The sequence below is a fragment of the Kordiimonas aestuarii genome (assembly GCF_025574465.1).
Classification (GTDB): domain Bacteria; phylum Pseudomonadota; class Alphaproteobacteria; order Sphingomonadales; family Kordiimonadaceae; genus Kordiimonas; species Kordiimonas aestuarii.
The window spans coordinates 258573-281684 of the sequence record NZ_JAOBPP010000019.1; the positions used below are offsets into that span (position 1 = coordinate 258573).

Sequence of the window (23112 nt, forward strand, 5' to 3'; positions counted from 1 at the left end):
TATGAATCAAGTTGATGGCGCCACTATACAAGGCCAGACCTTAAAATTGCATTGAATTTTTGATGTGTTTTGAGTGCGGGGGTGACGTCGCGGCACGCGGGCCTCCGAGTAAGCATCTGAGCTGAACCGCTAAAAATAAAGCCCCGCAACTGTTTGACGTTTTACCCGCGCACAGGCATAAACACTTGAAATCTGGTGTCTGCGGTCCAGTTTCCGACAGACCCCGCCTTACTGGGTAAGCCAGATGGGGTAAATCGGAATTGGGAAGTTTGAAGGAGCGGCGCATGGAACGCGAATCCATGGAATTTGATGTTGTGATCGTGGGCGGCGGCCCAGCTGGCCTTTCGGCCGCGATCCGGCTGATGCAATTGGCGCAGGAAAAAGAGCAGGAGCTCATGGTCTGCGTAATCGAGAAGGGCTCTGAGGTCGGTGCCCATATCCTCTCGGGCGCGGTGGTTGACCCGATTGCGCTCAATGAACTGATCCCTGACTGGCAGGAAAAAGGCGCGCCGATGAGCACGCCGGTGACGGAAAACCACCACTGGATCCTGTCGGAGACCAGTAAAACCGAATTCCCGCACTTCCTGCTGCCACCCTTGTTGTCGAACAAGGGTATGTATACCCTGTCGCTTGGCAACCTCACGCGCTGGTTGGCCGAACAGGCTGAGGCCATGGGGGTTGAGATTTACCCGGGCTTCGCAGGGGCTGAGGTGCTATACCATGAAGACGGCCGTGTAAGGGGGGTAGCGACAGGCGACATGGGCGTCGCGCGCGACGGCAGCCATAAAGCGGGCTACGAGCCGGGTATGGAGCTGCATGCAAAATACACCCTGTTTGCTGAAGGTTGCCGCGGTTCCCTGACCAAAGGGCTAGAGAAGAAGTTTGACCTGCGCGCCGACAGCCAGCACCAGACCTACGGCATTGGAATCAAGGAGCTTTGGGACATCGACCCCGCCAAGCACAAGCCGGGCCGCGTGATCCACAGCCAGGGCTGGCCGCTCACGGAGGATGCCGGTGGCGGTTTTATCTATCACCAGGAAAACAATCAGATTGCTATCGGCTTTGTGGTCACGCTTGATTACAAGAACCCGTATCTCTCGCCATTTGATGAAATGCAGCGTTTCAAGAACCACCCGGCGGTCAAGGAAATTCTTGAGGGCGGCCGTCGTGTCTCATATGGCGCGCGGGCGATCAATGAAGGTGGTTTGCAGTCCGTGCCGAAGCTCAGTTTCCCGGGTGGTGCGCTGATAGGCTGTGCCGCTGGCTTTGTGAATGTGCCGCGCATCAAAGGCAGCCACAATGCCATGAAGTCCGGCATGCTGGCGGCCGGAGCCGCGTTTGACGCGATTGTCGGCGGCTCAGCGGGTGAAGTCGAGCTGACATCCTATCCGGAAGCATTCAAAAACAGCTGGATCTACAAGGACCTGCACAAGGTGCGTAACGTACGTCCGGCATTGTCCAAATTTGGTGTAACCCTTGGCACGCTATATTCCGGGCTTGATATGTGGCTCAATAATATCGGCCTTGGCTTTCTTGTGCCGTGGACCTTCAAGCACGGCCACAAGGATAACGAAGCGACGGAAAAAGCCGCGAACGCCAAACCGATCAATTATCCAAAACCGGACGGAAAGATCACGTTTGACAAACTTTCGTCGGTTTTTCTCTCTAATACCAACCATGAGGAAGATCAACCGATCCACCTGACGCTCAAGAATGCGACGGTGCCGGTTGAGGTCAACCTCAAGGATTATGCAGGGCCTGAGCAACGTTATTGCCCGGCCGGTGTTTACGAGTTCATCGAGGGCGACAGCGGCGACAAAAAGCTGCAGATCAACGCGCAGAACTGTGTTCACTGTAAAACCTGTGATATCAAGGATATTACACAGAATATCAATTGGGTGGTGCCAGAGGGCGGTGGAGGCCCCAACTACCCGAATATGTAGCGAGTTAACCAAAGGGCAAAAATGAAGCCTATCACACCTATTTTTCTGGCTTTGGCGCTCTCGGCCTGCGTGGCTGAGGCGCCAGAGCGTCAGGTGGCTGCACCTGTCAACAGCCCTTTATACAGCGAATTTGAAGAGCACGACGAAAGTTCCAGCTTCTACGGGCCTTTTGTCGCTGCCACACTCGCGCACCACGATGACAATTATGCCAAGGCAGCCGGGTATTATCTCGACGCCCTGAATTCCGACCCGGATAGCCAGTTCGTGGCTGATCGGGCCTTTTTCCAGCTTTTATATGCAGGCCGTACCGATGACGCGGCTCGTGTCGCGGTCGACATTTTGCAAAAGCCAGATGCGCCGGACGATGATCTCATTCAAATGATGTATGTGCTGGAGGCCTATAAACGGCAGGACTGGTCCGGGGTTCGCACGCGGCTGGCGGCTAGTAAAAATACCGGTTTTGGTTTCCTGGTCTCGCCAATTCTTGAGGCATGGAGTTACGCCGCCGAAGGTAACCGCGCGGATGCGATGGCGGCACTTGAGCCGCTTTTGTCCGACCCGCGTCTCAGCGGTATCGGTGACGAACACCGCGCCTATATCCTTGATCACCTTGGGGCATTTGACGATGCCAAGGCCGCGTTCCTGAAGCTGGCGAATGCGGAACGTCCCACCTCATTCCAGCCTTTGGTGGCGTACGCATATATGCTTTACCGAAACGGGTACAAGGCGGACGCCCGCGCGTTTCTCGGCGAACAGACCCAGCGCTTCAATAAAAACGGCTTCCTGATGCGGGAGGGCATGCGCATTACATCGGGCTATGAACCGACGCAGGACACCTCAACCCCGCGCGGGGCGGCGGGAGCTGTGTTTTATGGCCTGGGTACCGAGTTCGCTCAGGGTCAGTCCCCGCAGGCCGGGGTGGTTTACCTGCGTGTGGCGTCCTACATGATGCCGGAGGTGGCTGAGACTTATATCATGCTTGGCGGGCTTCTTGAGAAACTCAACGTGCCGGGTGCTGCCGCCAGCGCTTATGCGGCTGTGCCGCAGCTCAGCCCCTTGCGCGAACTTGCGGACCTCAAGCGTATTGGTGCCTTGCGCGCCGCCGGCGATATGGCCGCCGCGGAAACCATGGTGCGAGCTGGCCTGCGTGACAACCCGGCTGATTACACCCTCCTTGTGACCCTCGCGGACATGCTGCGGGAAAAAGAGTTGTTTGACGAGGCCGCGGTGCGCTACGGGCAGGCGATTGACCAGATACGGCAACCCAACACCCAGGACTGGTTTGTTTTCTTTGCACGGGGTGTCTGTTATGAGCGCTTGGACAAGTGGGATAAGGCAGAGGCAGACCTTATCACTGCGCTCAGGCTAAATCCCGGCGAAGCCAGCGTGTTGAACTATCTGGGTTATAGCTGGATCGACCGTGGTAAAAACGTCGACCGCGCCAAAGATATGATCCGCCAGGCGGTGGAGCAGCGGCCAGACGACGGTTTTGTCATCGATAGCCTTGGCTGGGTGCATTACCTGACAGGCAACTATTCAGAAGCCGTGGTTGAGCTTGAAAAAGCGGTCAAGCTTGAGCCCAACGACCCAACGATCAACCACCATCTGGGAGATGCCTACTGGCGCGTGGGGCGTAAGATCGAGGCACGCTTCCAGTGGCGGCACGCACTCGACAACGACCCGAGTGAGAAGGAGCGGCCCGAGCTTCTGCAAAAGCTGGATCTGGGCCTGCCGGACCTGTCGTGAAAAGGCGGCAGGAGGGGCAGAGCGTACGGGTGACCGCACCGGCCAAGGTTAATCTGTTTCTGCATATTACCGGTCGTCGGGACGACGGCCTTCACTTGCTGGAGAGCCTTTTTGTCTTCACCAACAATGGCGACACCATTACGGTAACTCATGGTGAAAGCTTGAGTTTTTCACTTGTAGGGCCGTTTTCCGGCGCGCTGGATGCTGGCGGTGACAATCTTGTCATGAAGGCCGCGGCGGCGCTGGCCCATGCCGCCGGGATCAAGGCCAAGGCCACCATAACGCTTGAGAAAAACCTGCCGGTTGCAGCGGGTATTGGCGGTGGCTCGGCCGATGCGGCGGCAACCCTGTTGGCATTGAACCGGTTCTGGCGGCTGGACTGGCCTCTTGAAAAGCTTGCGCCGATAGCGCTGTCCCTTGGGGCCGATGTCCCCGCATGCCTTTATAATAAACCACTTTATGTTCAGGGGGTTGGCGAAAAATTGACGCCGGTGGATCTTGGATTTACCGCCGGCATGCTGCTCGTGAACCCGAACAGGGAGCTGTCGACCCCGGCGGTTTTTAATGCATTCCGGGACGCGGCGACACCATTTGATGCCCCGATGGCGGGGGGCAGCAAGCCTTGGCAAACGGTGGAAGGCCTGCAAAACGACACGCAAAATTCGCTGCAGCAGCCAGCGATCAGCGCGTGCCCGGACATTCAGGGCGTGCTTGATTACCTGATCGCCATTCCGGGTGTGAAACTGGCGCGGATGTCAGGCAGCGGTGCCACATGTCTTGCCCTTTTTGACAATAAGGCCGAGGCGGAAGCTGCAAAGACGCGGGGGGAAAAAACCAAGCCGGAATGGTGGTTTATGGCAGATGAGATGACTAGCTGACCGGCCGTATCAGGGGGGCGCGTGCCCTGCATCGGCAAAATTGCGAAAAAGCTTTAAAAAAGGTCTTTACAGGGAAGGGCAGTTTGATTAAAACCGCGCCACAACCCAGTTGGGGCGTCGCCAAGCGGTAAGGCATCGGTTTTTGGTATCGACATGCGGAGGTTCGAATCCTCCCGCCCCAGCCACTCTCCCCCCTCAATATCATTTTCAAGAATCCGAGACATATCTGTGCGGAAAACGCGGATTTCTGTGCGAAACCTGTGCGGGTTTTGTGCGAATTCCGTGCGGCGGCATTTTGGGTCTGAGCTATGCGTTTTTCGCATATCAGCTCGGCCCGAATAGTGTTTAATTCACATGGCTGCGATAATCCTGAAACAGAGCGAGCGCATAAAGGGCCTGCGCCACGGAAGGCGCCAGAATTTATGTTTCAGGAGCTATCGAAATGTCTTTCCCAGTGTTGAAATCCGCAGTGTTGAAACCCGCAGCGCTTTCCCTCGCACTTGCCGCTGTCGCTTTCCCGGCAGCCGCTCACGAGCAAACTGCCGGTGAAGCGGTATGGGGCAAACAGGTCCGTGCCAAGCTTGCCGAAGTCAGCCGCTATCCGGCCCGCGCAGCGGACCTTGGTATCGAAGGTACCGCGAAACTGCGTGTTGATGTTAACAAAACCGGCGAAGTAACAGGCATCGCGCTTGTTCAGTCGTCCGGTTCCAACCTGCTCGACAAGGCCGCGCTTGGTATGGCACGTGACCTCGACCGTCTGCCAGCGCTTGATATCGCCGGCGACACCCACAGTTTTGTAGTACCGCTGAGCTTCCGACTTGCTGACGAAGGCGTAAAAGCCGCGAAACAGGACCCGGTCGCGAAATGGCGTGACAGCGTACGCCGCCGCGTCGCCAACACGGTTTCCTACCCGGCTGACCTCGTTGAAGGGGGTGTTGAGGGCCGCGTGAAGGTCCGCCTGACAGTTGATGCTGACGGCACCGTTGCCCGTCAGGAAATTGCACAATCTTCCGGCCATGAAGCGCTGGATGCTGAAGCTCTTTTGCTGGCAGGCCGCCTTGGCAAGCTGCCAAACCTGCCGGAAGGCCAGACGGCGGGTGAGCTTGTCCTGCCGGTTGTCTACAAGATTGCAGCGAATCGCTAAAGCGTTTCTCTATCTTTCCTCTTCCCACACTCGAAAGGGGCGGTCCTCCCACCGTCCCTTATTTTTTCTTTTGGAAATCAAGCCGATATGCCTTGAGGCCGCCACGTCTTTCAGGCACCTTGGAGCTGAGTTCACACAACGCTCGGGAGCAGACCATCTTGGCGCTTGATAGCAAAAATACCCTTCATATCAGATGCGGCAGTGATATTGAGGTCGCGCTCAGGGACGCGGGGTTTGAAGGCGACTTTCTGGACTTTTCAGACCCCTTTTGCCAGGGTCCGGTGCATGACCTGCCGCTTGGCGAGTTTATTGACGAGCGCGCAAATTTCATCTCGGGCGCCTACCACCTGCCCGTCGGCGAAGTGAAGGCCAGGGAACAGGCGCGCTATGACGCGCTGCGGCAGGCGGCGGCGTATGATGATATCATCCTGTGGTTCGAGCATGACCATTTCGACCAGCTTATTCTCGCCTACCTCCTGAAGCATTTGCACGACTACCGCGACATGCCGCCGGTGGAGCTTGTCTGCGTGCATGATTACCCGGTGCTGCCGCGTTTCACCGGCCTTGGCCAGCTTGGACCCAAGGACCTTGCAAGCGTATGGGAAACCCGCACGGAGGTCGGCACCGAGCAAATGGCCCTCGGCACCGAGGTATGGCAGGCACTGACTGCCGACAGCCCCAAGGCACTGGCGGACCTGGTGAAGGCAGGCACGCCAGCGGTGCCTACCATGCGCGAAGCGCTGGACCGCCACCTTGATGAACTGCCCTCCACCCGCCACGGCCTGAGCCTGACAGAAACCCTGAGCCTACGCATATTGGCCGAGAAGAACCGGATCACCGCCGGGGCGATGTTCGGGCAGCTTATGTTACGCTATGAGCCGCTGCCCTATCTGGGTGACCTGATGTATTGGTTTGAACTGGAACGACTGGTTGAAGGCGGTGCCGCGCGTGTGGAAAAAGACGCCGACAACTGGCGCGACAAGACCCTGAGCCTCACAGACCTTGGTGAACGTATCCTGATGACCGAGGAAGACTGGCTTGATCATATGCCGGGCGCGCGGTTTGTCGGCGGCATGGAGATAACCTCCGGCCAGCCACACTGGCGCCGCGACACCAAGGGCAGGGTGGTCCTGAAAAGCTGAGAACCGGTCTACGTCACATCCGACCGGGTGCGGTATTTGCTGTCGCGCCAGATTTCCTTGTCGAGGATGTCGGCGAGAATATCCACGGCGCGGTAAACGTCTTCGAACGAGAGGTAAAGCGGTGTGAAGCCAAAACGCATATAATTTGGCGCGCGGAAATCACCGATGACGCCGTGGTCGATGAGCGCCTGCATCACCGCATAGCCTTCCGCGAACGATAGCGATACGTGGCTGCCGCGCCCTGTGTGTTTCTCCGGTGTGACGATGCCAAGGTTATGGCCCACCAGCTTCTCGCGCACCAGCGCCATGAAAAGATCCGCCTGCGCCAGCGATTTCTGGCGGATGACGCGCATGTCAACGTCTTCGAATACTTTGAGCGCTTCTTCAAGCGCGCTGGCGGCCAGCACACCGGTGGTGCCTACCAGCATGCGGCGGATGTCGGCCGCCGGTTCAAAGTCGTCCTTGAAATCAAACGGGCTTTTGTGGCCAAACCAGCCGGAAAGCGGCTGGCGCGCGCTGGCGAGGTGTCGTTCCGCCACATAAAGGAAGGCGGGCGCGCCGGGGCCACCGTTCAGGTATTTGTAACCGCAGCCTACGGCGAAATCCGCGTTCGCGCCGTTCAGGTCAACCGGCACGGCACCGGCTGAGTGGCTGAGGTCCCACACCATCATCGCGCCCTTGGCCTGAACGGCGGCGGTGATGTCTTTCATGTCGAACATGTCGGCGGTGACATAATGCACATGCGTGAGCAAGACGACGGCGGTTTTATCATCAACGGCGTCGATGATCTCGCTGCGCTCCACTGTTACCAACTCATAGTCCTCGCCCAGAAAATCGGCAAGGCCCTGCATCATATAGAGGTCTGTCGGGAAATTACCGGGTTCGGAAATGATCCTGGTGCGTTTTGTGGATGCCTCGCGCGCGAAGCGGCAGGCGGCGGCGGCGACCTTGAACAGGTTCACGCTGGTGCTGTCAGCCATCACCACCTCAGCGGCCTTCGCGCCGATAAGTGGCGCGATGCGGGCACCAACACGCGTGGGCAGGTTAATCCAGTCTGCCGTGTTCCAGCTTTTGATCAGATCGGTGCGCCATTCCTGCTTGACCACGCTTTCAAGGCGCGGGGCTACGGATTTTGGCAGGGGACCAAGGCTGTTGCCGTCCATATAGATCACACCGTCCGGCAGGTCGAACGCCGCACGTTTGTCGCCCAGCGGGTCGTTTTTGTCCTGATTTTGGCACCACTCAAGCGATGTCGGGATCATGAAAGGCTCCTCAAAACTGCGCGAACAGGGCTGCCGTCGGCCCCCTTTATTTTAAGCGGGAGGGCGATCAGTTCATAGTCGCCCACAGGTACGTCATCAAAAACAAGACCTTCAAGGATGGCCATGCCTGCCTTGTCCACGGCAAAGTGCGCGTCGAGTGTTTTGCTGTCCTCCCGGTCGAGCGACGGTACATCAAGGCCGATCAGCTTGCAGCCGCGGGTGGCGAGCAGGCGGATGGCATCGGCGCTGATGGCCGGGAAGTTACTGTCCCAGCCGTCATGCGGGAAAGTCTTGAACAGCTTGATCAAGACACGCTCCACCGTGGCGGGCAAGGCGTTTTCCAGATGGTGTGGCCCCACCAGTGTGCCTGCTGGCACCTCGTCAGACAGGTCAATCAGTGTTGCGGAGCCGATATAGGCATCCAGATTGGTTTCCGCGCAATCGACACCTTTTTCGTCAAAGTGCAGGCGGCTATCGGCGTGGCTGCCGGTGTGGGTCGACATGGTCATTTGGGAAACATTCACCGGGCAGCCGGGCTCGATATGCCATGTGCGGTCAAGCGTAAACTTGCTGTCCCCGGGCCATACCGGGATGCCGGGGCGGATGGTTTGTGAAATGTCGTAAATACGGGTCATGGCCGTGTCCCCTATAGGCTTGTGCGCAGTGTCCAGAGTTCCGGGAAGAAGCGGAGGTCCAGCGCTTTCACAAGATAGGATACCCCACCGGTGCCGCCGGTGCCGCGCTTGTAGCCGATGATGCGTTCCACCGTTTTCATATGGGCAAAGCGCCAGGCGTGGAAGTGGTGTTCAAGGTCAACCAGCTTTTCGGCCAACTCGTAAAGATCCCAGTATTTCTGTGTGTCGCGATAGATGGCAAGCCACGCGGCTTCGACCTTGTCGTTTGCCACATAGGGTTTGCGCCAGTCGCGCTCCAGCACGTCAGCGGGGATATCAAAGCCGCGCCGCGCCAGAAGTTGCAGGCAAAGGTCATAAAAGCTGGGTTCATCCAGTACTTTTTGCAGCCGGTCATAGCGCGCGGGGCTGGCCTTGTGGGCCTCCGCCATGCGTTCGGCCTTATTGCCAAGGCGATATTCAATCTCGCGGTACTGGAAGCTCTGGAAGCCGGAGCTTTGGCCCAGATCATCGCGAAAGGCGGCATAGTCAGACGGTGTCATGGTGGACAGGATTTCCCACGACTGCTTCAGGTTGGTCTGGATGCGTGCCACGCGGGACAGCATCTTGAACACGGGGCCAAGGTTGTCGGCCTTCACATGTTCCATCGCCGCACCGATCTCATGAATGCAGCATTTCATCCACAACTCGGACGCCTGATGGATGACGACAAACAGCATTTCGTCGTGTTTGTCCGACAGGGGTGCCTGGCAGGCCAGCAAATCATCCAGCTTCAGGTAAGACCCGTAGGAGATGTCCTGATTCCAGTGGATGTCCTCGCCCGCGACATCAACGGATGTAGCCGGGGCGGCGGGGGCTGTGTTGCTTTTATCCTTTGCCATGATGCTGCTTCCCTTGTGCCGGATGGCGTTGGCATATTTATTTTAGGTCTAAACTATATTGATGCTAACGCGAATTTGCGCAAGTTTCAATGCGCTTTCAGGTGTTAACGCTGCGGGGGATGCTAACAGGGATCAGTCGATCACGTCCACGGCCGTTTCAACCGTCTTGGCGGCGACCTTGATGGGTATGGTAACCACCGCGCAGCCCGAAAGCAGGCTCAGTATTGCGGTCAGGGCTAGAATTTTACGCATCATACTCTCCACTATTGCTTGAGAATCCTATGCATCAGCCGAGTCCCGGGCACAAGCCTTTATTTGCGCCCGTTCCGTCCTATCTATAGCGAGGGCGCTTGAAGGCATTGTCGTCTGCCGTTATGGTCGCCCCAGCGTTTGAGGAGTGTTTATGCTTAAGGCCCAGATCGTGCCGGTTACCGGCTTTTCCCAGAATTGCAGCATCATCTGGTGCGATGAGACTATGGAAGGTGCTTTTGTTGACCCCGGCGGGGAGGCCGACAAACTTCTGGACGTGGCCAAAAAGCTGGGCGTGACGCTGAAGAAAATATTCCTGACCCACGGGCACCTTGACCATGCGGGCGGCGCGCAGGATATCCGCGAGAAACTTGGCCTGCCGGTGATCGGCCCGCACAAGGATGACAATTTCTGGCTTGAAGGCATCGAGGCACAGGCAGCACAATATGGTCTGCCGGGCCTGAGGTGCGTGGAGCCGGACGAATGGCTCAATGACGGTGACGAGGTCACCATCGGTAACATCACCATGCAGGTGTATCACACACCGGGGCATACCCCCGGCCATGTGGTGTTTTTTGAACCCACGCACAAGGTGGCCTTTGTGGGCGATGTGCTGTTCAAGGGCTCGATCGGGCGCACGGACTTTCCCAAGGGTAATCATGCGGACCTTATCAATGCCATCACCAGCAAGCTGTGGCCGCTTGGCGATGACGTGACATTTGTGCCGGGGCATGGCCCCTTGTCCACTTTCGGGGCGGAACGCCAGTCAAACCCCTTCGTGGGGGACCGCGCACTGGCAAGTGCAAACGGCTAATCCGCACTGGTGCATGCCAACCCCCTTTGCTATAAGGCTTTTAAGGGGGGCAGGCGATGCGCAGACTTGCAAGGAAATGGATCGTTCAGCTTAAACGTCGGCGGCTTCGGCGCGAAACCCGCAAGCGCGGCGAGCATGAACTGAAGGCACAGGAAGTCAGGGAAGCCGGGCTGGACTGCAACAATTGCGGCGCCACGCTCACCGGCCCGTTTTGCCATATATGCGGCCAGCGTGATGATGACTTCAAGCGGCCTTTCTGGTCGCTGTTGCGCGAAATTCTCGACAATGTGTTCTCAAGCGACAGCCGCCTGTTCAAGACGCTGTTCCTGCTCGTGCTGGTGCCGGGCGGGCTGACACGCGCTTTTGCCATGGGCAGGCGGGCACAATTTGTGCCGCCGCTCAGGCTTTATATCACCGTCTCGATCATGTTTTTTGTCATCGTGGCCATCGCCGATGTACTGATCCTCGACATTGACGTCAGACCAAAGGTGACGGCGGCGGAGCTTGAGGCAAAACGCAAGGCTGCGACAGAGGAAGCCACGAAGAATCTGGAAGCCGTGAACCGCCGGCTTGAGGCCGAGGGGCTTGAGCCTCTTGTGCTGCCGCCCGAGCCTGACACCGTGCCGGTGCCCGCCGGTGACAACGACACAACCGCCGCCGGGTTGATCCCGGAAATCCAGCAAGCGATCAGGGATGACCTCAGGGACGATGAAGAGGAGGAAAAGGCCGAGGCTCAAGCCGACAAGGTGCGCGAAAGCCTGGAAAAGGCGCTTGGGAAACGCGGCGACGAGATGCCTGAGGAGGCACGCAAGGCGCTTGAAAAAATGGTCGATGACCCTGAAGCGCTGAAGGTGAAAACCCTTGATGATGCTGACACTGATTTTCCTTATGATGTCGATGTCGATATGTTTGTCGACAATGACGGGGGGGAACATGAAGGGCTGAGGCAGGAAGATATTGATAAAGTCCTGAACGACCCGGATACGGATGAATTTCTGAAAGATGTGGTCAAGGGGGCGGCGCGCGCGCTGAGGCAGCCTGAGCAGATGAACAAATTGTTCAACGAATGGCTGCCGCGTGCGCTTTTTGTACTGGTGCCCGTGTTTGCCCTTATTCTGAGGCTGTTTCATTGGAAGAAAGATCGACTGTTATTGCATCAACTGGTTTTCTCCCTGCACTTTCACAGCTTCCTGTTTTTGCTGATGACAGCGTTGATTATCGTCGTGCCGCGCTTCGGGGGCGATATGGGGCTGGGCGTTTTCTGGTGGGGTACGTCGATTTACCTGATTATCGCGCTGAAGGTGGGGCAGGAGCAGGGTTTTATTCGCGCCTTTATCAAGGCGGGGTTTATCTGGGTCAGTTATTTCGCCATCATGTCGATGGCGATCTTTGGTGCCGTGCTCATGGGCCTGCGTGACCTCTAGCCAACGTCATAGAGAAAAACGTCATAAAGAAAACGCACCGCGCGAGGATGCGGTGCGTTTCCCGTTACAAGCGGTGGTTAGTTGCTACTCATGCCGCCTGCCTGAATTCAGTGACAGCGCCTTCGAGCTGTTCTTCCGCCGCCTTCAGGCTGGCTTCCGCGTCCACGGCTGTTTTATCCGCCGCGACAATTGTGACATCGGTGATGCCTACAAACCCCAGAACATGGCGCATGTAGGTGGTAGCATAGTCATATGCGGCTCCCACAGGCGTGCCGCCGGAGGCGACAAAAAGCACGGCTTTCTTACCCGTCAGCAAACCCACGGGTCCGTTCTCGGTATATTTGAAGGTAACACCAGCCCGGGCGATCATATCGATCCAGGCCTTGAGAGTGGCCGGCACGCTGAAATTATAGACCGGCACACCAATGGCCAGCACGTCTGAGGCCTTGATATCCTCGATCAGCTTGTCAGATATGGCCAAGTGCTGCCTTTGTTCTTCAGTACGGGCATCCGCGGGGGTGAAATTGGCACCAACCCAATCCTCTGTAATGAAGGGCAAGCCCTCGGCCACATCGTGGTTCAATACGGCCACATCACGGTCAGCGCTGAGTGTCTCAATGAACCGGTTGGTAAAGTCACGGGTGATAGAGCCGCTTTTGCGCGCGCTTGCATCAACGCGCAGGACGGTCAGGTGGGATTTGTTGTTCATGGTCATCATACATTCCTTCTCTTAAGCCTTGGCGCTGTGCGCTGCTGTTGAAGAAAATGTATGGGCTATATCGTGAAACAGTAGGTGGGCATTTCCGAAGGCCGCGTTGCGTTTTATGAAACATTGATCTGGAGCCGGCCAGAATACGCCAGGGCCGCACAGATCAGTCGTCTGGCTCCAGCTCAAGTGAGGCGGAGTTGGTGCAGTACCTGAGGCCGGTCGGCGGCGGGCCATCGGGGAACACATGCCCAAGGTGGCTTTCACACCGTGCGCACAGGATTTCCGTGCGCACCATGCCATGTGTGGTATCTGTTTTTTCCGATACCGCGTCGTCGTCAACAGCGGCATAGAAGCTGGGCCAGCCTGAGCCGCTGTCGTACTTGGTCTCGCTGGAAAAAAGCGGTGCCTTGCACGCGGCGCACAGATAGGTGCCGCGTGTCTTGGTGTTCCAGTATTTGCCGGAAAAAGGCGCTTCGGTGCCGCCGCAGCGGCACACCTGATATTGTTCCGGCGTCAGTTCACTGCGCCATTCTTCGTCGCTTTTGCTGATTGGGTCGTCAGACATCAATCCCTGACCTTACAGACAAAGCACACAATATACCGCGCATCCGGGTCATTGAAACGGAACAGCTTTTCAGCCTCGGTCTTCATTTCCATCGCGGTTTTCATCAGCGGTGACATATGGTTGCCAGACAAACCCTTGAAATTGTCCCCCAGCGAGGAATTCAACAGGCTTGCCAGCATCTGGTCAAACCGGTCCGGCTGATCGCGGTAGAAGACAAGGTTGTAATCGTCAACGCCTGCCGCTGCCGCTGCCGCTTTGACCGCGTCGCCAAAATCACCCAGGTTGTCCACAAGCCCAAGTTCATGTGCCTTGGAGCCGACCCACACACGGCCCTGCGCCACCTTGTCCACATCCTCGACCGACATGTTGCGGCCCTGTGCCACAAGGGTGAGGAACTGGCGGTAGCCTGCCTCGATCGATTGCTGGATGATGTCCTTGGCGGTGTCGCTCATCGGCCGGGTGATGTTAAACGCGCCCGCCAGCGGCGACGTACCGACCCCGTCGGTATGAATACCAACCTTGTCGAGCGTGCGTTCAAACGTAGGCACAATTCCAAAGATACCGATGGAGCCGGTGATGGTGCTTGGCGCAGCCCAGATTTCATCTGCGGTGGCCGATATCCAGTACCCGCCCGAAGCCGCCACGGGGCCAAAGGAGGCAATGACTTTGAGGCCGTCGTTTTGCGCGGCGACCAGTTCCTGACGGATCAGCTCGGACGCGAAGGCGGAGCCGCCGGGGCTGTCCACCCGGAGCACAATTGCCGAGGTATTGGGGTTGTTGCGCGCGTCGCGGATGTAGCCCACCACTGTTTCGGCAGCGGTTACGGTGATCGGGCCTTCACCCATCACAATCTCACCCTGCGCAGTGATGACCGCAATCTGGTTTTGGCTGCGGTTGGGGCCATCGGTGGCCGCCAGGTAAGCCTGGAAATGAATCTGGTTGAAGCTGGTGCCGTCCGGCGTGGCGCCATATTCTTCCATCAGGGCGTGGCGCCAGTCTGCGCGCGGCGCCAGTTCGTCGATGAGGCCATTGTTGACCGCAAGCTGGGCGAAATCGCCGTTCACCGCACGCAGGTCCGCGTTCACCGTGTTCATGGCGGCTGTCAGCGCCCCTGGCTCAAGCCCCCGTGCCTCAACGACAGATGTCTCGTACTGGTCCCACAGGCTGGTGAGGAAGGCCATGTTGGCTTCCTTCGCCGCCGGTGACATGTCGTTGCGAATGAATGGCTCAACGGCGGCCTTGTAGGTGCCGACCCGGAACACATTCACATTGGCTTCGATCTTGTCGAGCATGTCCTTGAAATAGGTCGGGTAGGAACCAAAACCGGTCAGCATCACGCTGCCGAGCGGGTTCATATAGACCTTGTCGGCTTGTGCCGCGATCATATAGGTGCCCTGGCTGTAAGCGCTTGAAATTGCGTATACCTTCTTGCCGCTTTCCCTGAAATCGCGAATGGCATCGGCAATAGCATGCAAATGGCTTGGCGCCGCACCGAACATATTGTCTGTAAGGACCGCGACAGCCTTGATGCGGTTGTCGTGTTTTGCCCGTTCAAGCGAGCGCAGGATATCATGCACACTGGTCTGCGGCGGTACGCTGTTGAACTCGGTGAACACCTCCGCCAGTGGGTCCGGGTATTCCGCTTGCTCGACAATCATGCCGTTGGGCCACAGCACCATCACGGCGCCGTTCGGCACTACTGGGCGCGTGTCGCGGTTGCTGGCCATATAGACGCCGAACAAAAAGAGGATAACAAGAAGCCCGAGCGCGGTGGTGCCCAGCCCCTGAATGAACTTAAAAATGGATTTGATAATAACCCAAACGCCTTTCATGGCGATTTTCTCCAAACCTTGAAAAGAGTTGGCAACATGCCTTCATTAAGAGAAGGTGCGATGCACAGGCTTCTCCGTCAAGAGGAGATGCCGATATTCTTAAACACCTGCGTGCAGCGAGAGAAACAAATCAAACAAGGGGAAGCCAATGCCCAGCCACGTTCCACATGTTCCAATTTCACGCCACACCCGCAGCAATTCTATTGCAGATGATGTCGATTTTGAGATCAAGGGCGCGGAGATGCAATTTGTCGAGGTTGAACTGGACCCAGGCGAATCCGCCGTCGCTGAAGCGGGCACCATGATGTTCAAGTCTTCCGATATTACGATGAACGCTGTTTTTGGCGACGGGGCGGGCCAACAGGCCGGTTTTATGGACAAGCTTCTCGGTGCGGGCAAGCGCCTGATTACCGGAGAAAGCCTGTTTACCACGGTTTTCACCCACGAAGGCGCGGGCAAGGCGCGTGTGGCCTTCGCCGCACCCTATCCCGGCAATATCCTTGCTTTCAAACTGTCGGACTATGGCGGGCGCATTATCTGCCAGAAAGACAGTTTTCTGGCGGCGGCGCGGGGTGTGCAGATTGGCGTCCATTTGCAGAAAAAAATCATGACCGGGCTGTTCGGCGGTGAAGGTTTTATCATGCAGCGTCTTGACGGCGACGGCTGGGCCTTTGTGCATGTGGGCGGTACCCTGGTTGAAAAAGAGCTGAAGCCCGGTGAAGTGCTGCATGTGGACACGGGCTGTGTGGCGGCGATGACCGCCGACGTGGACATGGATATAGAACGCGTGGGTGGTATTAAATCCATGATATTTGGCGGCGAAGGCGTGTTTTTCGCGCGCCTTCAGGGGCCGGGCAAGGTGTGGCTGCAAAGCCTGCCGTTCAGCCGTCTTGCCGGGCGGGTGCTGGCGGCGGCACCGCAATATGGCGGCAAGGATAAAGGCGAGGGTTCCGTCCTTGGCGGCATTGGGCGTATGCTGGACGGCGACAGCAGCTTCTAGGGGCACTTATGGGACTTCGTATTATCCGCCACCAGACCCTTTACCGGGATGAACGATTTTATTCAGCGTTCCCCAATGTGCTTGCACTGCCGTCGGGTGACGTGTTGCTGGCCTTTCGCCGGGCGCCCGACCACCGCTGGATGCTGGGCGAGGCGGCGGAGGTGGAGCGCGACAGTGTCGACCATTGGCACTTTCGCTCCCACATCGCGATGCTGCGTTTTGACGGCGGGTTGCAGGAACGCGTGGGCGCGCGCGGCCTGCCAACCTACGCCGAAGCGGGGGATCAGGACGCCAACCTGTTCCTCACCTCCACGGGCCGACTGCTGCAATATGGTTTCCTGTGGTACCCGGTAACAAACGAAATCGCAGACAAGCTCAAGGACCAGGGCTTTGCCCCTGTCACCAAGGAGCATCTGGGCGCGGGATATATCTATTGGGCCAGTTATGTGCGCTACAGCGAGGATGAAGGGCAGAGCTGGTCGGATCATATCCTGTTGCCTGACGAACCCACGAGCGGCCCCCGTACAATGAAATACCGTCCGCAAAGCGCGCCTGTCCGGGGGCGGATGATCGAACGCAGTGACGGCTCCCTGCTGATTGCAGGGTATGCCGGAAATGTGAAGGGGCAGGACCTGCCGGTTATCCGCTTTTTTGAAAGCCGGGACGATGGTGTCAGTTGGTCGGTGCCCGACACCATGATCGCTATGGCTGACGTTACATTGGTGGAACCCGCGCTTGCCGCGTGGCCTGCGGGCAAGGTCACGGCGTTTCACCGCACCGGGCATAACGACGACCGGCTGGTGATTGCCGCGTCTTCCGACGAAGGCCGCAATTTTGGTCCGGCTGAAACCGTGAACGTGAAGGGCCATCCATATGATCCGCTCAACTTGCCGGACGGCAGGCTGTTGCTGGTGTATGGTTACCGCCATGACCCGATGGGTGTGCGGGCGCGTGTGGTGGCTGAGGGGCAGGACATTGCGGACACGGAAGAGTTTGTCATCCGGGACGACAGCCTAAGTCGCGACACCGGGTATCCGTCGGCGACGATACTGCCGAGTGGTCAAATCCTGATTGCCTACTATATTGCAGATGAGCGTGGCCTTCGTGGCATTGAAGGCACCATTATTGAGATTGATTGATTTTAAGGGGGATAGCGCGTGGCGCTTACGACCGAAGACCTGACAGCCCGTGGGTACCGGACATGGGGCGGCGAAGACCCGTTTGAGGATATGATCGCGCCGTTTTATTTCAATGAAGAAGGCGAGGACATCAAGTGCGCCTTCATTTCCGAGCGCAAACACTGCAACGGCCACGGCATGCTGCATGGTGGCCTTCTGATGACCTTTGCCGATTTTGCCATGTTTGCCATTGCCCGGCGCAAACTTGAGGACGGCATGGCGGTCACCGCAGGCTTCAACGCGGAATTTATCTCAGCCGGCCCAAAAGACGCGTTGATTGAAGCAACAGGCGAGGTCGTGCGCGCCACCCGCTCGCTGCTGTTCGTGCGCGGGACCATATTCACCGGCGACACCACAATCCTGACCTTCAGCGGTATCTTAAAGCGTATCAAAGGGAAATAGCCCTAGGGCGCAAGCCCGGCGCAAAATTCAGCCGTATGATTATCAGCGGGATAAAGGCATTCGATCCTGATTTCGGCAAGCGTGATATCACGCGGAGTGCCGAACGTGGTGATTGTCGAGAAGAAAGCAAGCATGCCGCGCGGATGATGAAAATGCGTGGTCAGGAGAGGTAGGGGCGCCAAATCTGGCTGACGCTTGTGCCACGCATCAGGCACATCAGGGTACGCCAGTATTTCCGCCAGAAGCGCCTGTGCCTGACCGTCTGCGGGGCTTGCGGCGATATCGCTGTGCAGGTGGCGGATAAGGTCACCTGCCACGTCTTCCCAGTTCGCGATGTGGGGTCTCATGTCCTCAGGGTCGAAGACCTGCCGCAGGATATTGCCGTGCTTCGCGCCGCCTCCACGCAGCGCTGCAAACAAGCGTCCGGCCGCTTCATTAACCATCAGCGCATCCCAGTAGCGGTTGATGACAAAGGCGGGATAGGGCTCCTGCTGTTTCAAAATACATTCAATCGCCGTTCGTACCGGGGCAATTTCGGCGTCGCTGAGATCAATCCGGCTGTAGCCGGGTGCATAGCCCGCGGCCACCAAGAGGGTGTTCCTTTCCCTCAGTGGGATATCCAGCGCATCCGACAGCCGGGAGAGCAGGGTGCGACCCGGTTGGGCTTTCCCGGTTTCCACACAGCTCAAATGGCGGGTCGAAACATTGGCATCGAAGGCCAGTTCCATCTGGCTCAGTCGTCGTGCCATGCGCCAGTCTTTCAACAGCTTTCCGGCTTCGGTGTAGGGGGTCATGACGGGTCGTCCTTTTCTGGTTCGGTTTTCAAACCGCGAACATTGGCAATGATACTACGGGCAAAACAGCAAAAGACCATGACCTCCGAGGTCATTGATTGGCTGACACGGGTGGCGCATTTTCCGCTCAAGGCTGGATGGCTGGCCAAATGCACAAGGAGATCACGACATGAAGCGCAGGCAATTTATAGCATTAAGTGGCAGCACGCTGGGGGTGATGGCGGTGGCGGGGATGTTTACCCCCGGCGTTGCCACACAGGCCGGCGAAACCACAGCGGCAGCGTGGGCGCGCAAGCGCAAATATTTGCCACTTGACGTGGGGCAGGTTGCCTATATCGACGAGGGTGGTGGGCCGGTCGCCTTGTTTCTGCACGGGTTCCCACTTAGCAGCTATCAATGGCGCGGTGCCATCGCAAGGCTCAGCGGGCGTCGCCGCTGTCTGGCACCGGATTCCCTTGGTCTTGGCTTCACGGAAGTTGCAGAAGGGCAGGGTGTAGCCCCGGCCGATCAGGTGCAAATGCTGGCTGCCTTTCTGGACCGGCTGGGGGTGGAGAGCGTTGACCTTGTCGCGAACGATAGCGGGGGTGCTGTTGCACAGCTTTTCATGGTGAAATATCCGACCCGCGTGCGGACAGTATTACTGACGAATTGCGATGTGGAACCCGACAGCCCGCCGCCTGCGCTGGAGCCGGTGATAGAACTGGCGCGCAAGGGCACTTTCCCGGATGAATGGTTGGTGCCCTGGTATGAAAACCTGGAACTTGCGCGCTCTCCAGAAGGGCTTGCCGGGCTTTGTTACAGCAAACCGGGCCACCCCAGCAATGACGCGCTGGAGTTATATCTGGGGCCACTTGTCAGCTCAGCCCGCCGCAAGGCGCTGACAAACGCCTATACATTGGGTCTTACGCCAAATCCGCTCGCCGGTATCGAGCAGCATTTGCGCCGGCTGGATATGCCGGTCCGCATCGTTTGGGGCTCCGCCGATACCATTTTCTCCAGCGATAGCCCGGGGTATCTGCATGACATCCTGCGCAACTCAAAAGGTGTACGCGACGTGCCGGGGGCGAAACTGTTTTTCCCGGAGGAATATCCCGAAATAATCGCGGAAGAAGCCTTGATGCTGTGGCAAACCACTTAGTCGGAGGGCGCGGGGGTGGGCATGCCGGGGTATGTCCGGGGCGGCCTGTATGCCTACACTTCAATTCGCTGTCAGCTTTCTGCGATGCGGACCATTTCGCCGACATCGACGAGCTTTTTACGCGGGGCGCCGTCCCGCGCGCTGGATGTCTCCATTGCCTCGATCTTCTTCCAGCTCTGGAAGGTGACAATATGCAAGTCGCGTTCACGTACGATGCGGTCAAGGCCGTCACGGCCCTCCTTGCCGGATGGGCTGACTTCCGAGAGGATTTTATTGGCGACTTCGACCCCGTCGGGCTTGTTGGTGCCTATGGTGCCGGTGGGGCCGCGCCTTGCCCAGCCGACACAGTACAGGCCGTCCGAGATTAGGCCGTCCTCATTCTCGAAGTGGCCATAGCGTTCGCTATAAGGCACATCCCTGATCGGGCTGGTGCGGTAGCCGATGCAGGGCACCACAAGGCCGGCGGGCAAGACTTCAGTCACCCCCGTGCCAATGCATGTACCGTCCTCGACGCGGGTTTCTTCAAGCCGGATACCACAGACACATTTTTCGCCCATGATCGCCATGGGGCGGCGGTAGAATTGCACATGCAGGCGAACGGGCTTCGAATCCGGCTTGTTGGCTGCCATGATCCGCAAGGCGGCCATGTTTTTCTTGGGCGCGCCTGAAAGCTTTTCATCAGTGCTCGCGTCCGGTAGCTGCGCCGGGTCCACCAGTGCCACACAATTTTCAAGCTGGTTCAACTCCCCCAACTCCTTGGGGGTGAAGCTGGCCTCCAGCGGGCCGCGGCGACCCAGAATGTGAATATCGCGGATCGGCGAGCCATGGATGTTGTTTGCCGCGTGGTCGGCGAGGTCGGAGCTCGCCATTTCTGACGCGGTTTTGGCCAGTACGCGGGCAACATCAATCGCCACATTGCCGTTGCCGATGACAGCGACGGAGGCGACGCGCAAATCAGGGTTCAGGTCCTTGAAGTCGGGATGGGCGTTATACCAGCCAACAAAGGCGGCGGAGCCGATAACACCCGCAAGGTCTTCGCCCTCAATGCCAAGCGGCCGGTCCTTGCCCGCGCCCGTGGCCAGCACGACCGCGTCATAGAGGTCCTTCAGTTCCGCCAGCGTGATATCGCGGCCCAGCGCGAGGTTGCCAACAAAGCGCACGTTTTCGCGCGTATTGGTTGCTTCATAGCGACGGGAGACATTTTTGATCGACTGGTGGTCAGGGGCCACGCCCGCGCGGATGAGCCCAAAGGGTGTTGGCAGACGGTCGATAATATCAACATGTACCGCGTGCTCGCCAGTTGTGAGCGCTTCGGCGGCATAGTAGCCCGCAGGCCCTGCGCCGATGATCGCTACATTGAGTAAGCCCGCGCCGTTGGATGCCATGCGTCCCTCCCATGTTGCTGAGGGCCAAGCATGCCACGGAAGTGACGCCGGGCCAAGTGTATGATCGCGTGCGTAAAAACTATGGCTCTTTCACGGGTATCTGCTAAACTAAGCGCCCCGCCGCCACTTTCGAGTACAGCATACGTTGCGCGATATGCGTGCTTAACGACAGGATCTGTCATGATGAAATCTATTGTTACACCTGTGGTGTTTCTGGCCGCTGTGGTTGGTGTGCATACCCTTGTGCCTGCGCCGGAAAAAGCCCTTGATCAAGTCTCATATGCCTTTAATCCCGGTGAAATTCGCCGCAATCTCTGTGGCCCGGTCGGCACCAACCGTGGCTCGTTGTTCCGCCCGGATATCGCCCACCTGATATCCCGCGCCGCCCATGCGGATGAGACGATGCCTGCAGATGATGTACCGCTTCTCAGTGGCCTTGACGCGCGCGATTTCCCGATTTCGAGCGAGGTTGCGCTGGCCCGTGCCTATTTCCGGCAGGGTTTTGCCCTTCTGTATGGGTTTAACCATTGGGAGGCGATCCGTGCCTTTAAAAAGGCGCAGGAAGCGGACCCTGATTGCGCCATCTGCCATTGGGGCGAAGCTTTGGCCTATGGGCCCAATATCAATGCCCCCATGGACGCAGCCGCAAATAAAAGTGCGGTTGCCGCACTTGAGAAAGCCAAGGCGCTGGCCGCAAACGGCAACGCGCGCGAACAGGACCTGATCGCCGCACTGGCTACGCGCTACAAGGCGGATGCAGGCGCTGACCGGGGCGACCTCGACCGGAAATTTGCCGATGCCATGGCTGCGCTGCACGCCAAATATCCAAAGGATCAGGATATCGCGACGATGTATGCGGAAGCGCTGATGGACACCAGCCCCTGGGACTATTGGGAGCGGGACTTCACCACGCCAAAACCCCATATCAGGAGGGCGATCGACACGATGGAAGCCGTGCTGGCGGAAAACCCCGATCACTACGGCTCTATCCACCTGTATATCCACCTTTATGAGGCAAGCAGTTTGGCGACAAAGGCGGAGCCTTATGCTGACAAGCTCGCGGGGCTTGCGCCGGGAGCCGGGCATCTGGTGCATATGCCCGGGCATATCTATTTCCGCATTGGTCGCTACCTGGACAGCCTTGAGACAAACGTAAAGGCCGTTGAGGTGGATGAAGCTTATCTGAAAGAAGTTTCTGGCTCGAACCTCTACCGCTTTGGCTATTATCCGCACAATGTGCACTTTGTGCTGGTTTCCGCCCAGATGGCCGGTGACGCAGACGTGGCGCTTGAATATGCTGATAAGCTGGATGCCCTTATCCCCGTACAGGTGGTGAAAGAGGCTGAATGGATTGCCCCCATCAAGGCGGCACCCTATTTTGTCTATGCCCAGTTTGGTGCGTTGGACAAAGTGCTCGATGTGGCTGACCCGGGCGATGACGTCCCTTATCTGAAAGCCATGTGGCGCTATGCCCGGGGGATGGCCTTTGCGGAACTGGGCGACGCCCGCGCGCTGGAGGAAAAAACCGCGATAGATGGCATGGCTGACCTTGAGGCCATCAAAGCGTCCGGCATTCCGGCTGCGACGATCCTGAAGCTGGCGTCACACACCATTGAAGGCAAGTACCAGCAGGCGCTTGGCAACTATGATGCGGCCATCGATGCTTTTCAGACCGCCGTCGACGCCCAGGACAGCATGCCCTATATGGAGCCGCCCTTCTGGTATTATGCCACTGAACAGAGCTTGGGCGCGGCGCTTTATGCGGCCGGACGGTATGAAGAGGCGGAAGATGCCTTCAAGGCCAGCCTTGTACGGCACCCCAACAGCGCCTGGTCGTTATACGGCCTGATGGAAAGCCAGCAGAAGCTGGGACGCTCGGGCGAGGCCGCGATGACCGAGACGCTGCTTGAACGCGCTAGCCGGATCGGCAAGGACGTTCCGTTTATAAAGCTTTAGGCGGAGGTAAACACTGAAAGGAAAAGGGCCTCATGCGA

At 57.9% G+C, this 23112-nt stretch carries 20 protein-coding genes and 1 tRNA gene; 13 read left to right on the forward strand and 8 right to left on the reverse strand.

Annotation, left to right across the window (positions count from 1 at the left end; all coding sequences use genetic code 11):
* The first annotated feature begins 284 nt into the window (after window positions 1–284).
* The 6 genes from OEU85_RS08650 (at window position 285) to OEU85_RS08675 (ending at window position 6853) form a co-directional block, all read left to right on the forward strand.
* Window positions 285–1943 carry an electron transfer flavoprotein-ubiquinone oxidoreductase gene (locus tag OEU85_RS08650; protein ID WP_262691078.1) on the forward strand — a complete coding sequence of 553 codons (1659 nt, stop codon included), beginning with the start codon at window positions 285–287 and terminating at the stop codon, window positions 1941–1943.
* A gap of 21 nt (window positions 1944–1964) precedes the next feature.
* Window positions 1965–3689 carry a tetratricopeptide repeat protein gene (locus tag OEU85_RS08655; protein WP_262691079.1) on the forward strand — a complete coding sequence of 575 codons (1725 nt, stop codon included), beginning with the start codon at window positions 1965–1967 and terminating at the stop codon, window positions 3687–3689.
* Window positions 3686–4567 carry a 4-(cytidine 5'-diphospho)-2-C-methyl-D-erythritol kinase gene (locus OEU85_RS08660; protein WP_262691080.1) on the forward strand — a complete coding sequence of 294 codons (882 nt, stop codon included), beginning with the start codon at window positions 3686–3688 and terminating at the stop codon, window positions 4565–4567. Before OEU85_RS08655 ends, OEU85_RS08660 begins: the two co-directional genes overlap by 4 nt.
* Window positions 4568–4677: 110 nt before the next feature.
* Window positions 4678–4752: transfer RNA gene (locus OEU85_RS08665), tRNA-Gln, on the forward strand.
* 257 nt (window positions 4753–5009) lie between these two features.
* Window positions 5010–5711 (forward strand): TonB family protein, encoded by a 702-nt coding sequence (locus OEU85_RS08670; protein WP_262691081.1) that lies wholly within the window; start codon window positions 5010–5012, stop codon window positions 5709–5711.
* Between the two features lie 158 nt (window positions 5712–5869).
* Window positions 5870–6853 carry a DUF1835 domain-containing protein gene (locus tag OEU85_RS08675; RefSeq protein ID WP_262691082.1) on the forward strand — a complete coding sequence of 328 codons (984 nt, stop codon included), beginning with the start codon at window positions 5870–5872 and terminating at the stop codon, window positions 6851–6853.
* 8 nt (window positions 6854–6861) lie between these two features.
* Here the strand turns inward: OEU85_RS08675 and kynU are convergent, their stop codons facing one another.
* From kynU to kynA, 3 genes are read right to left on the reverse strand one after another with little or no spacing between them, the layout of a single operon-like run.
* On the reverse strand, window positions 6862–8115 hold the full coding sequence (gene kynU, locus OEU85_RS08680; protein ID WP_262691083.1) for a kynureninase: 1254 nt from the start codon (window positions 8113–8115) through the stop codon (window positions 6862–6864).
* Window positions 8112–8750: an arylformamidase gene (gene kynB / locus OEU85_RS08685; protein WP_262691084.1), complete on the reverse strand. Its 639-nt coding sequence runs from the start codon at window positions 8748–8750 to the stop codon at window positions 8112–8114. The genes kynU and kynB overlap by 4 nt, the downstream gene beginning before the upstream one ends.
* An 11-nt stretch (window positions 8751–8761) precedes the next feature.
* Entirely contained in the window at window positions 8762–9628 is an 867-nt protein-coding gene (gene kynA / locus OEU85_RS08690; protein WP_262691085.1) for a tryptophan 2,3-dioxygenase, read from the reverse strand.
* A gap of 403 nt (window positions 9629–10031) precedes the next feature.
* On the opposite strand from kynA, the gene OEU85_RS08695 reads away from it, so the two are divergent.
* Both OEU85_RS08695 and OEU85_RS08700 read left to right on the forward strand, forming a co-directional pair.
* Window positions 10032–10691, forward strand: a complete 660-nt coding sequence (locus OEU85_RS08695; protein WP_262691086.1) for an MBL fold metallo-hydrolase — start codon at window positions 10032–10034, stop codon at window positions 10689–10691.
* Window positions 10692–10747: 56 nt separating this feature from the next.
* Window positions 10748–12115, forward strand: a complete 1368-nt coding sequence (locus OEU85_RS08700; RefSeq protein WP_262691087.1) for a DUF3667 domain-containing protein — start codon at window positions 10748–10750, stop codon at window positions 12113–12115.
* 88 nt (window positions 12116–12203) lie between these two features.
* Here the strand turns inward: OEU85_RS08700 and OEU85_RS08705 are convergent, their stop codons facing one another.
* The 3 genes from OEU85_RS08705 to sppA all read right to left on the reverse strand — a co-directional run bounded on the left by OEU85_RS08705 (window position 12204) and on the right by sppA (window position 15221).
* Complete coding sequence (locus OEU85_RS08705) at window positions 12204–12830, reverse strand: FMN-dependent NADH-azoreductase (RefSeq protein ID WP_394805403.1); 627 nt, start codon at window positions 12828–12830, stop codon at window positions 12204–12206.
* Window positions 12831–12987: 157 nt separating this feature from the next.
* On the reverse strand, window positions 12988–13389 hold the full coding sequence (gene msrB / locus OEU85_RS08710; protein ID WP_262691088.1) for a peptide-methionine (R)-S-oxide reductase MsrB: 402 nt from the start codon (window positions 13387–13389) through the stop codon (window positions 12988–12990).
* On the reverse strand, window positions 13389–15221 hold the full coding sequence (gene sppA / locus OEU85_RS08715) for a signal peptide peptidase SppA (RefSeq protein WP_262691089.1): 1833 nt from the start codon (window positions 15219–15221) through the stop codon (window positions 13389–13391). Before sppA ends, msrB begins: the two co-directional genes overlap by 1 nt.
* A 148-nt stretch (window positions 15222–15369) precedes the next feature.
* Between sppA and OEU85_RS08720 the strand changes: the two genes are divergently transcribed.
* From OEU85_RS08720 to OEU85_RS08730, 3 genes are read left to right on the forward strand one after another with little or no spacing between them, the layout of a single operon-like run.
* A complete protein-coding gene (locus OEU85_RS08720; RefSeq protein WP_262691090.1) occupies window positions 15370–16221 on the forward strand; it encodes a TIGR00266 family protein in 852 nt (283 codons plus the stop codon).
* A gap of 8 nt (window positions 16222–16229) precedes the next feature.
* Window positions 16230–17360 (forward strand): sialidase family protein, encoded by a 1131-nt coding sequence (locus tag OEU85_RS08725; protein WP_262691091.1) that lies wholly within the window; start codon window positions 16230–16232, stop codon window positions 17358–17360.
* Window positions 17361–17378: 18 nt separating this feature from the next.
* Window positions 17379–17801 (forward strand): PaaI family thioesterase, encoded by a 423-nt coding sequence (locus tag OEU85_RS08730; protein ID WP_262691092.1) that lies wholly within the window; start codon window positions 17379–17381, stop codon window positions 17799–17801.
* A 2-nt stretch (window positions 17802–17803) separates the two neighbouring features.
* Here the strand turns inward: OEU85_RS08730 and OEU85_RS08735 are convergent, their stop codons facing one another.
* Entirely contained in the window at window positions 17804–18595 is a 792-nt protein-coding gene (locus tag OEU85_RS08735) for a helix-turn-helix domain-containing protein (protein WP_262691093.1), read from the reverse strand.
* Between the two features lie 169 nt (window positions 18596–18764).
* Here OEU85_RS08735 and OEU85_RS08740 point away from each other — a divergent pair, with 169 nt between their 5' ends.
* Entirely contained in the window at window positions 18765–19733 is a 969-nt protein-coding gene (locus tag OEU85_RS08740) for an alpha/beta fold hydrolase (protein ID WP_262691094.1), read from the forward strand.
* Window positions 19734–19804: 71 nt separating this feature from the next.
* Here the strand turns inward: OEU85_RS08740 and OEU85_RS08745 are convergent, their stop codons facing one another.
* Complete coding sequence (locus OEU85_RS08745) at window positions 19805–21118, reverse strand: FAD-dependent oxidoreductase (RefSeq protein ID WP_262691095.1); 1314 nt, start codon at window positions 21116–21118, stop codon at window positions 19805–19807.
* A gap of 180 nt (window positions 21119–21298) precedes the next feature.
* Between OEU85_RS08745 and OEU85_RS08750 the strand changes: the two genes are divergently transcribed.
* The gene (locus OEU85_RS08750) at window positions 21299–23074 is read left to right on the forward strand and encodes a tetratricopeptide repeat protein (protein WP_262691096.1); all 1776 of its coding nucleotides are present in this window, start codon (window positions 21299–21301) and stop codon (window positions 23072–23074) included.
* Window positions 23075–23112: the final 38 nt, after the last annotated feature.

Excerpts from the sequence above, each read along its gene's own strand:
- OEU85_RS08650 (WP_262691078.1), top strand. The coding sequence starts at position 285 with ATGGAACGCGAATCCATGGAATTTGATGTTGTGATCGTGGGCGGCGGC.
- OEU85_RS08670 (WP_262691081.1), top strand. The coding sequence starts at position 5,010 with ATGTCTTTCCCAGTGTTGAAATCCGCAGTGTTGAAACCCGCAGCGCTT.
- kynA (WP_262691085.1), bottom strand. The coding sequence starts at position 9,628 with ATGGCAAAGGATAAAAGCAACACAGCCCCCGCCGCCCCGGCTACATCC.
- OEU85_RS08720 (WP_262691090.1), top strand. The coding sequence starts at position 15,370 with ATGCCCAGCCACGTTCCACATGTTCCAATTTCACGCCACACCCGCAGC.
- OEU85_RS08695 (WP_262691086.1), top strand. The coding sequence starts at position 10,032 with ATGCTTAAGGCCCAGATCGTGCCGGTTACCGGCTTTTCCCAGAATTGC.
- OEU85_RS08705 (WP_394805403.1), bottom strand. The coding sequence starts at position 12,830 with ATGACCATGAACAACAAATCCCACCTGACCGTCCTGCGCGTTGATGCA.
- kynB (WP_262691084.1), bottom strand. The coding sequence starts at position 8,750 with ATGACCCGTATTTACGACATTTCACAAACCATCCGCCCCGGCATCCCG.
- OEU85_RS08725 (WP_262691091.1), top strand. The coding sequence starts at position 16,230 with ATGGGACTTCGTATTATCCGCCACCAGACCCTTTACCGGGATGAACGA.
- OEU85_RS08655 (WP_262691079.1), top strand. The coding sequence starts at position 1,965 with ATGAAGCCTATCACACCTATTTTTCTGGCTTTGGCGCTCTCGGCCTGC.
- sppA (WP_262691089.1), bottom strand. The coding sequence starts at position 15,221 with ATGAAAGGCGTTTGGGTTATTATCAAATCCATTTTTAAGTTCATTCAG.
- OEU85_RS08700 (WP_262691087.1), top strand. The coding sequence starts at position 10,748 with ATGCGCAGACTTGCAAGGAAATGGATCGTTCAGCTTAAACGTCGGCGG.
- msrB (WP_262691088.1), bottom strand. The coding sequence starts at position 13,389 with ATGTCTGACGACCCAATCAGCAAAAGCGACGAAGAATGGCGCAGTGAA.
- OEU85_RS08745 (WP_262691095.1), bottom strand. The coding sequence starts at position 21,118 with ATGGCATCCAACGGCGCGGGCTTACTCAATGTAGCGATCATCGGCGCA.
- OEU85_RS08735 (WP_262691093.1), bottom strand. The coding sequence starts at position 18,595 with ATGACCCCCTACACCGAAGCCGGAAAGCTGTTGAAAGACTGGCGCATG.
- OEU85_RS08750 (WP_262691096.1), top strand. The coding sequence starts at position 21,299 with ATGATGAAATCTATTGTTACACCTGTGGTGTTTCTGGCCGCTGTGGTT.
- kynU (WP_262691083.1), bottom strand. The coding sequence starts at position 8,115 with ATGATCCCGACATCGCTTGAGTGGTGCCAAAATCAGGACAAAAACGAC.
- OEU85_RS08740 (WP_262691094.1), top strand. The coding sequence starts at position 18,765 with ATGAAGCGCAGGCAATTTATAGCATTAAGTGGCAGCACGCTGGGGGTG.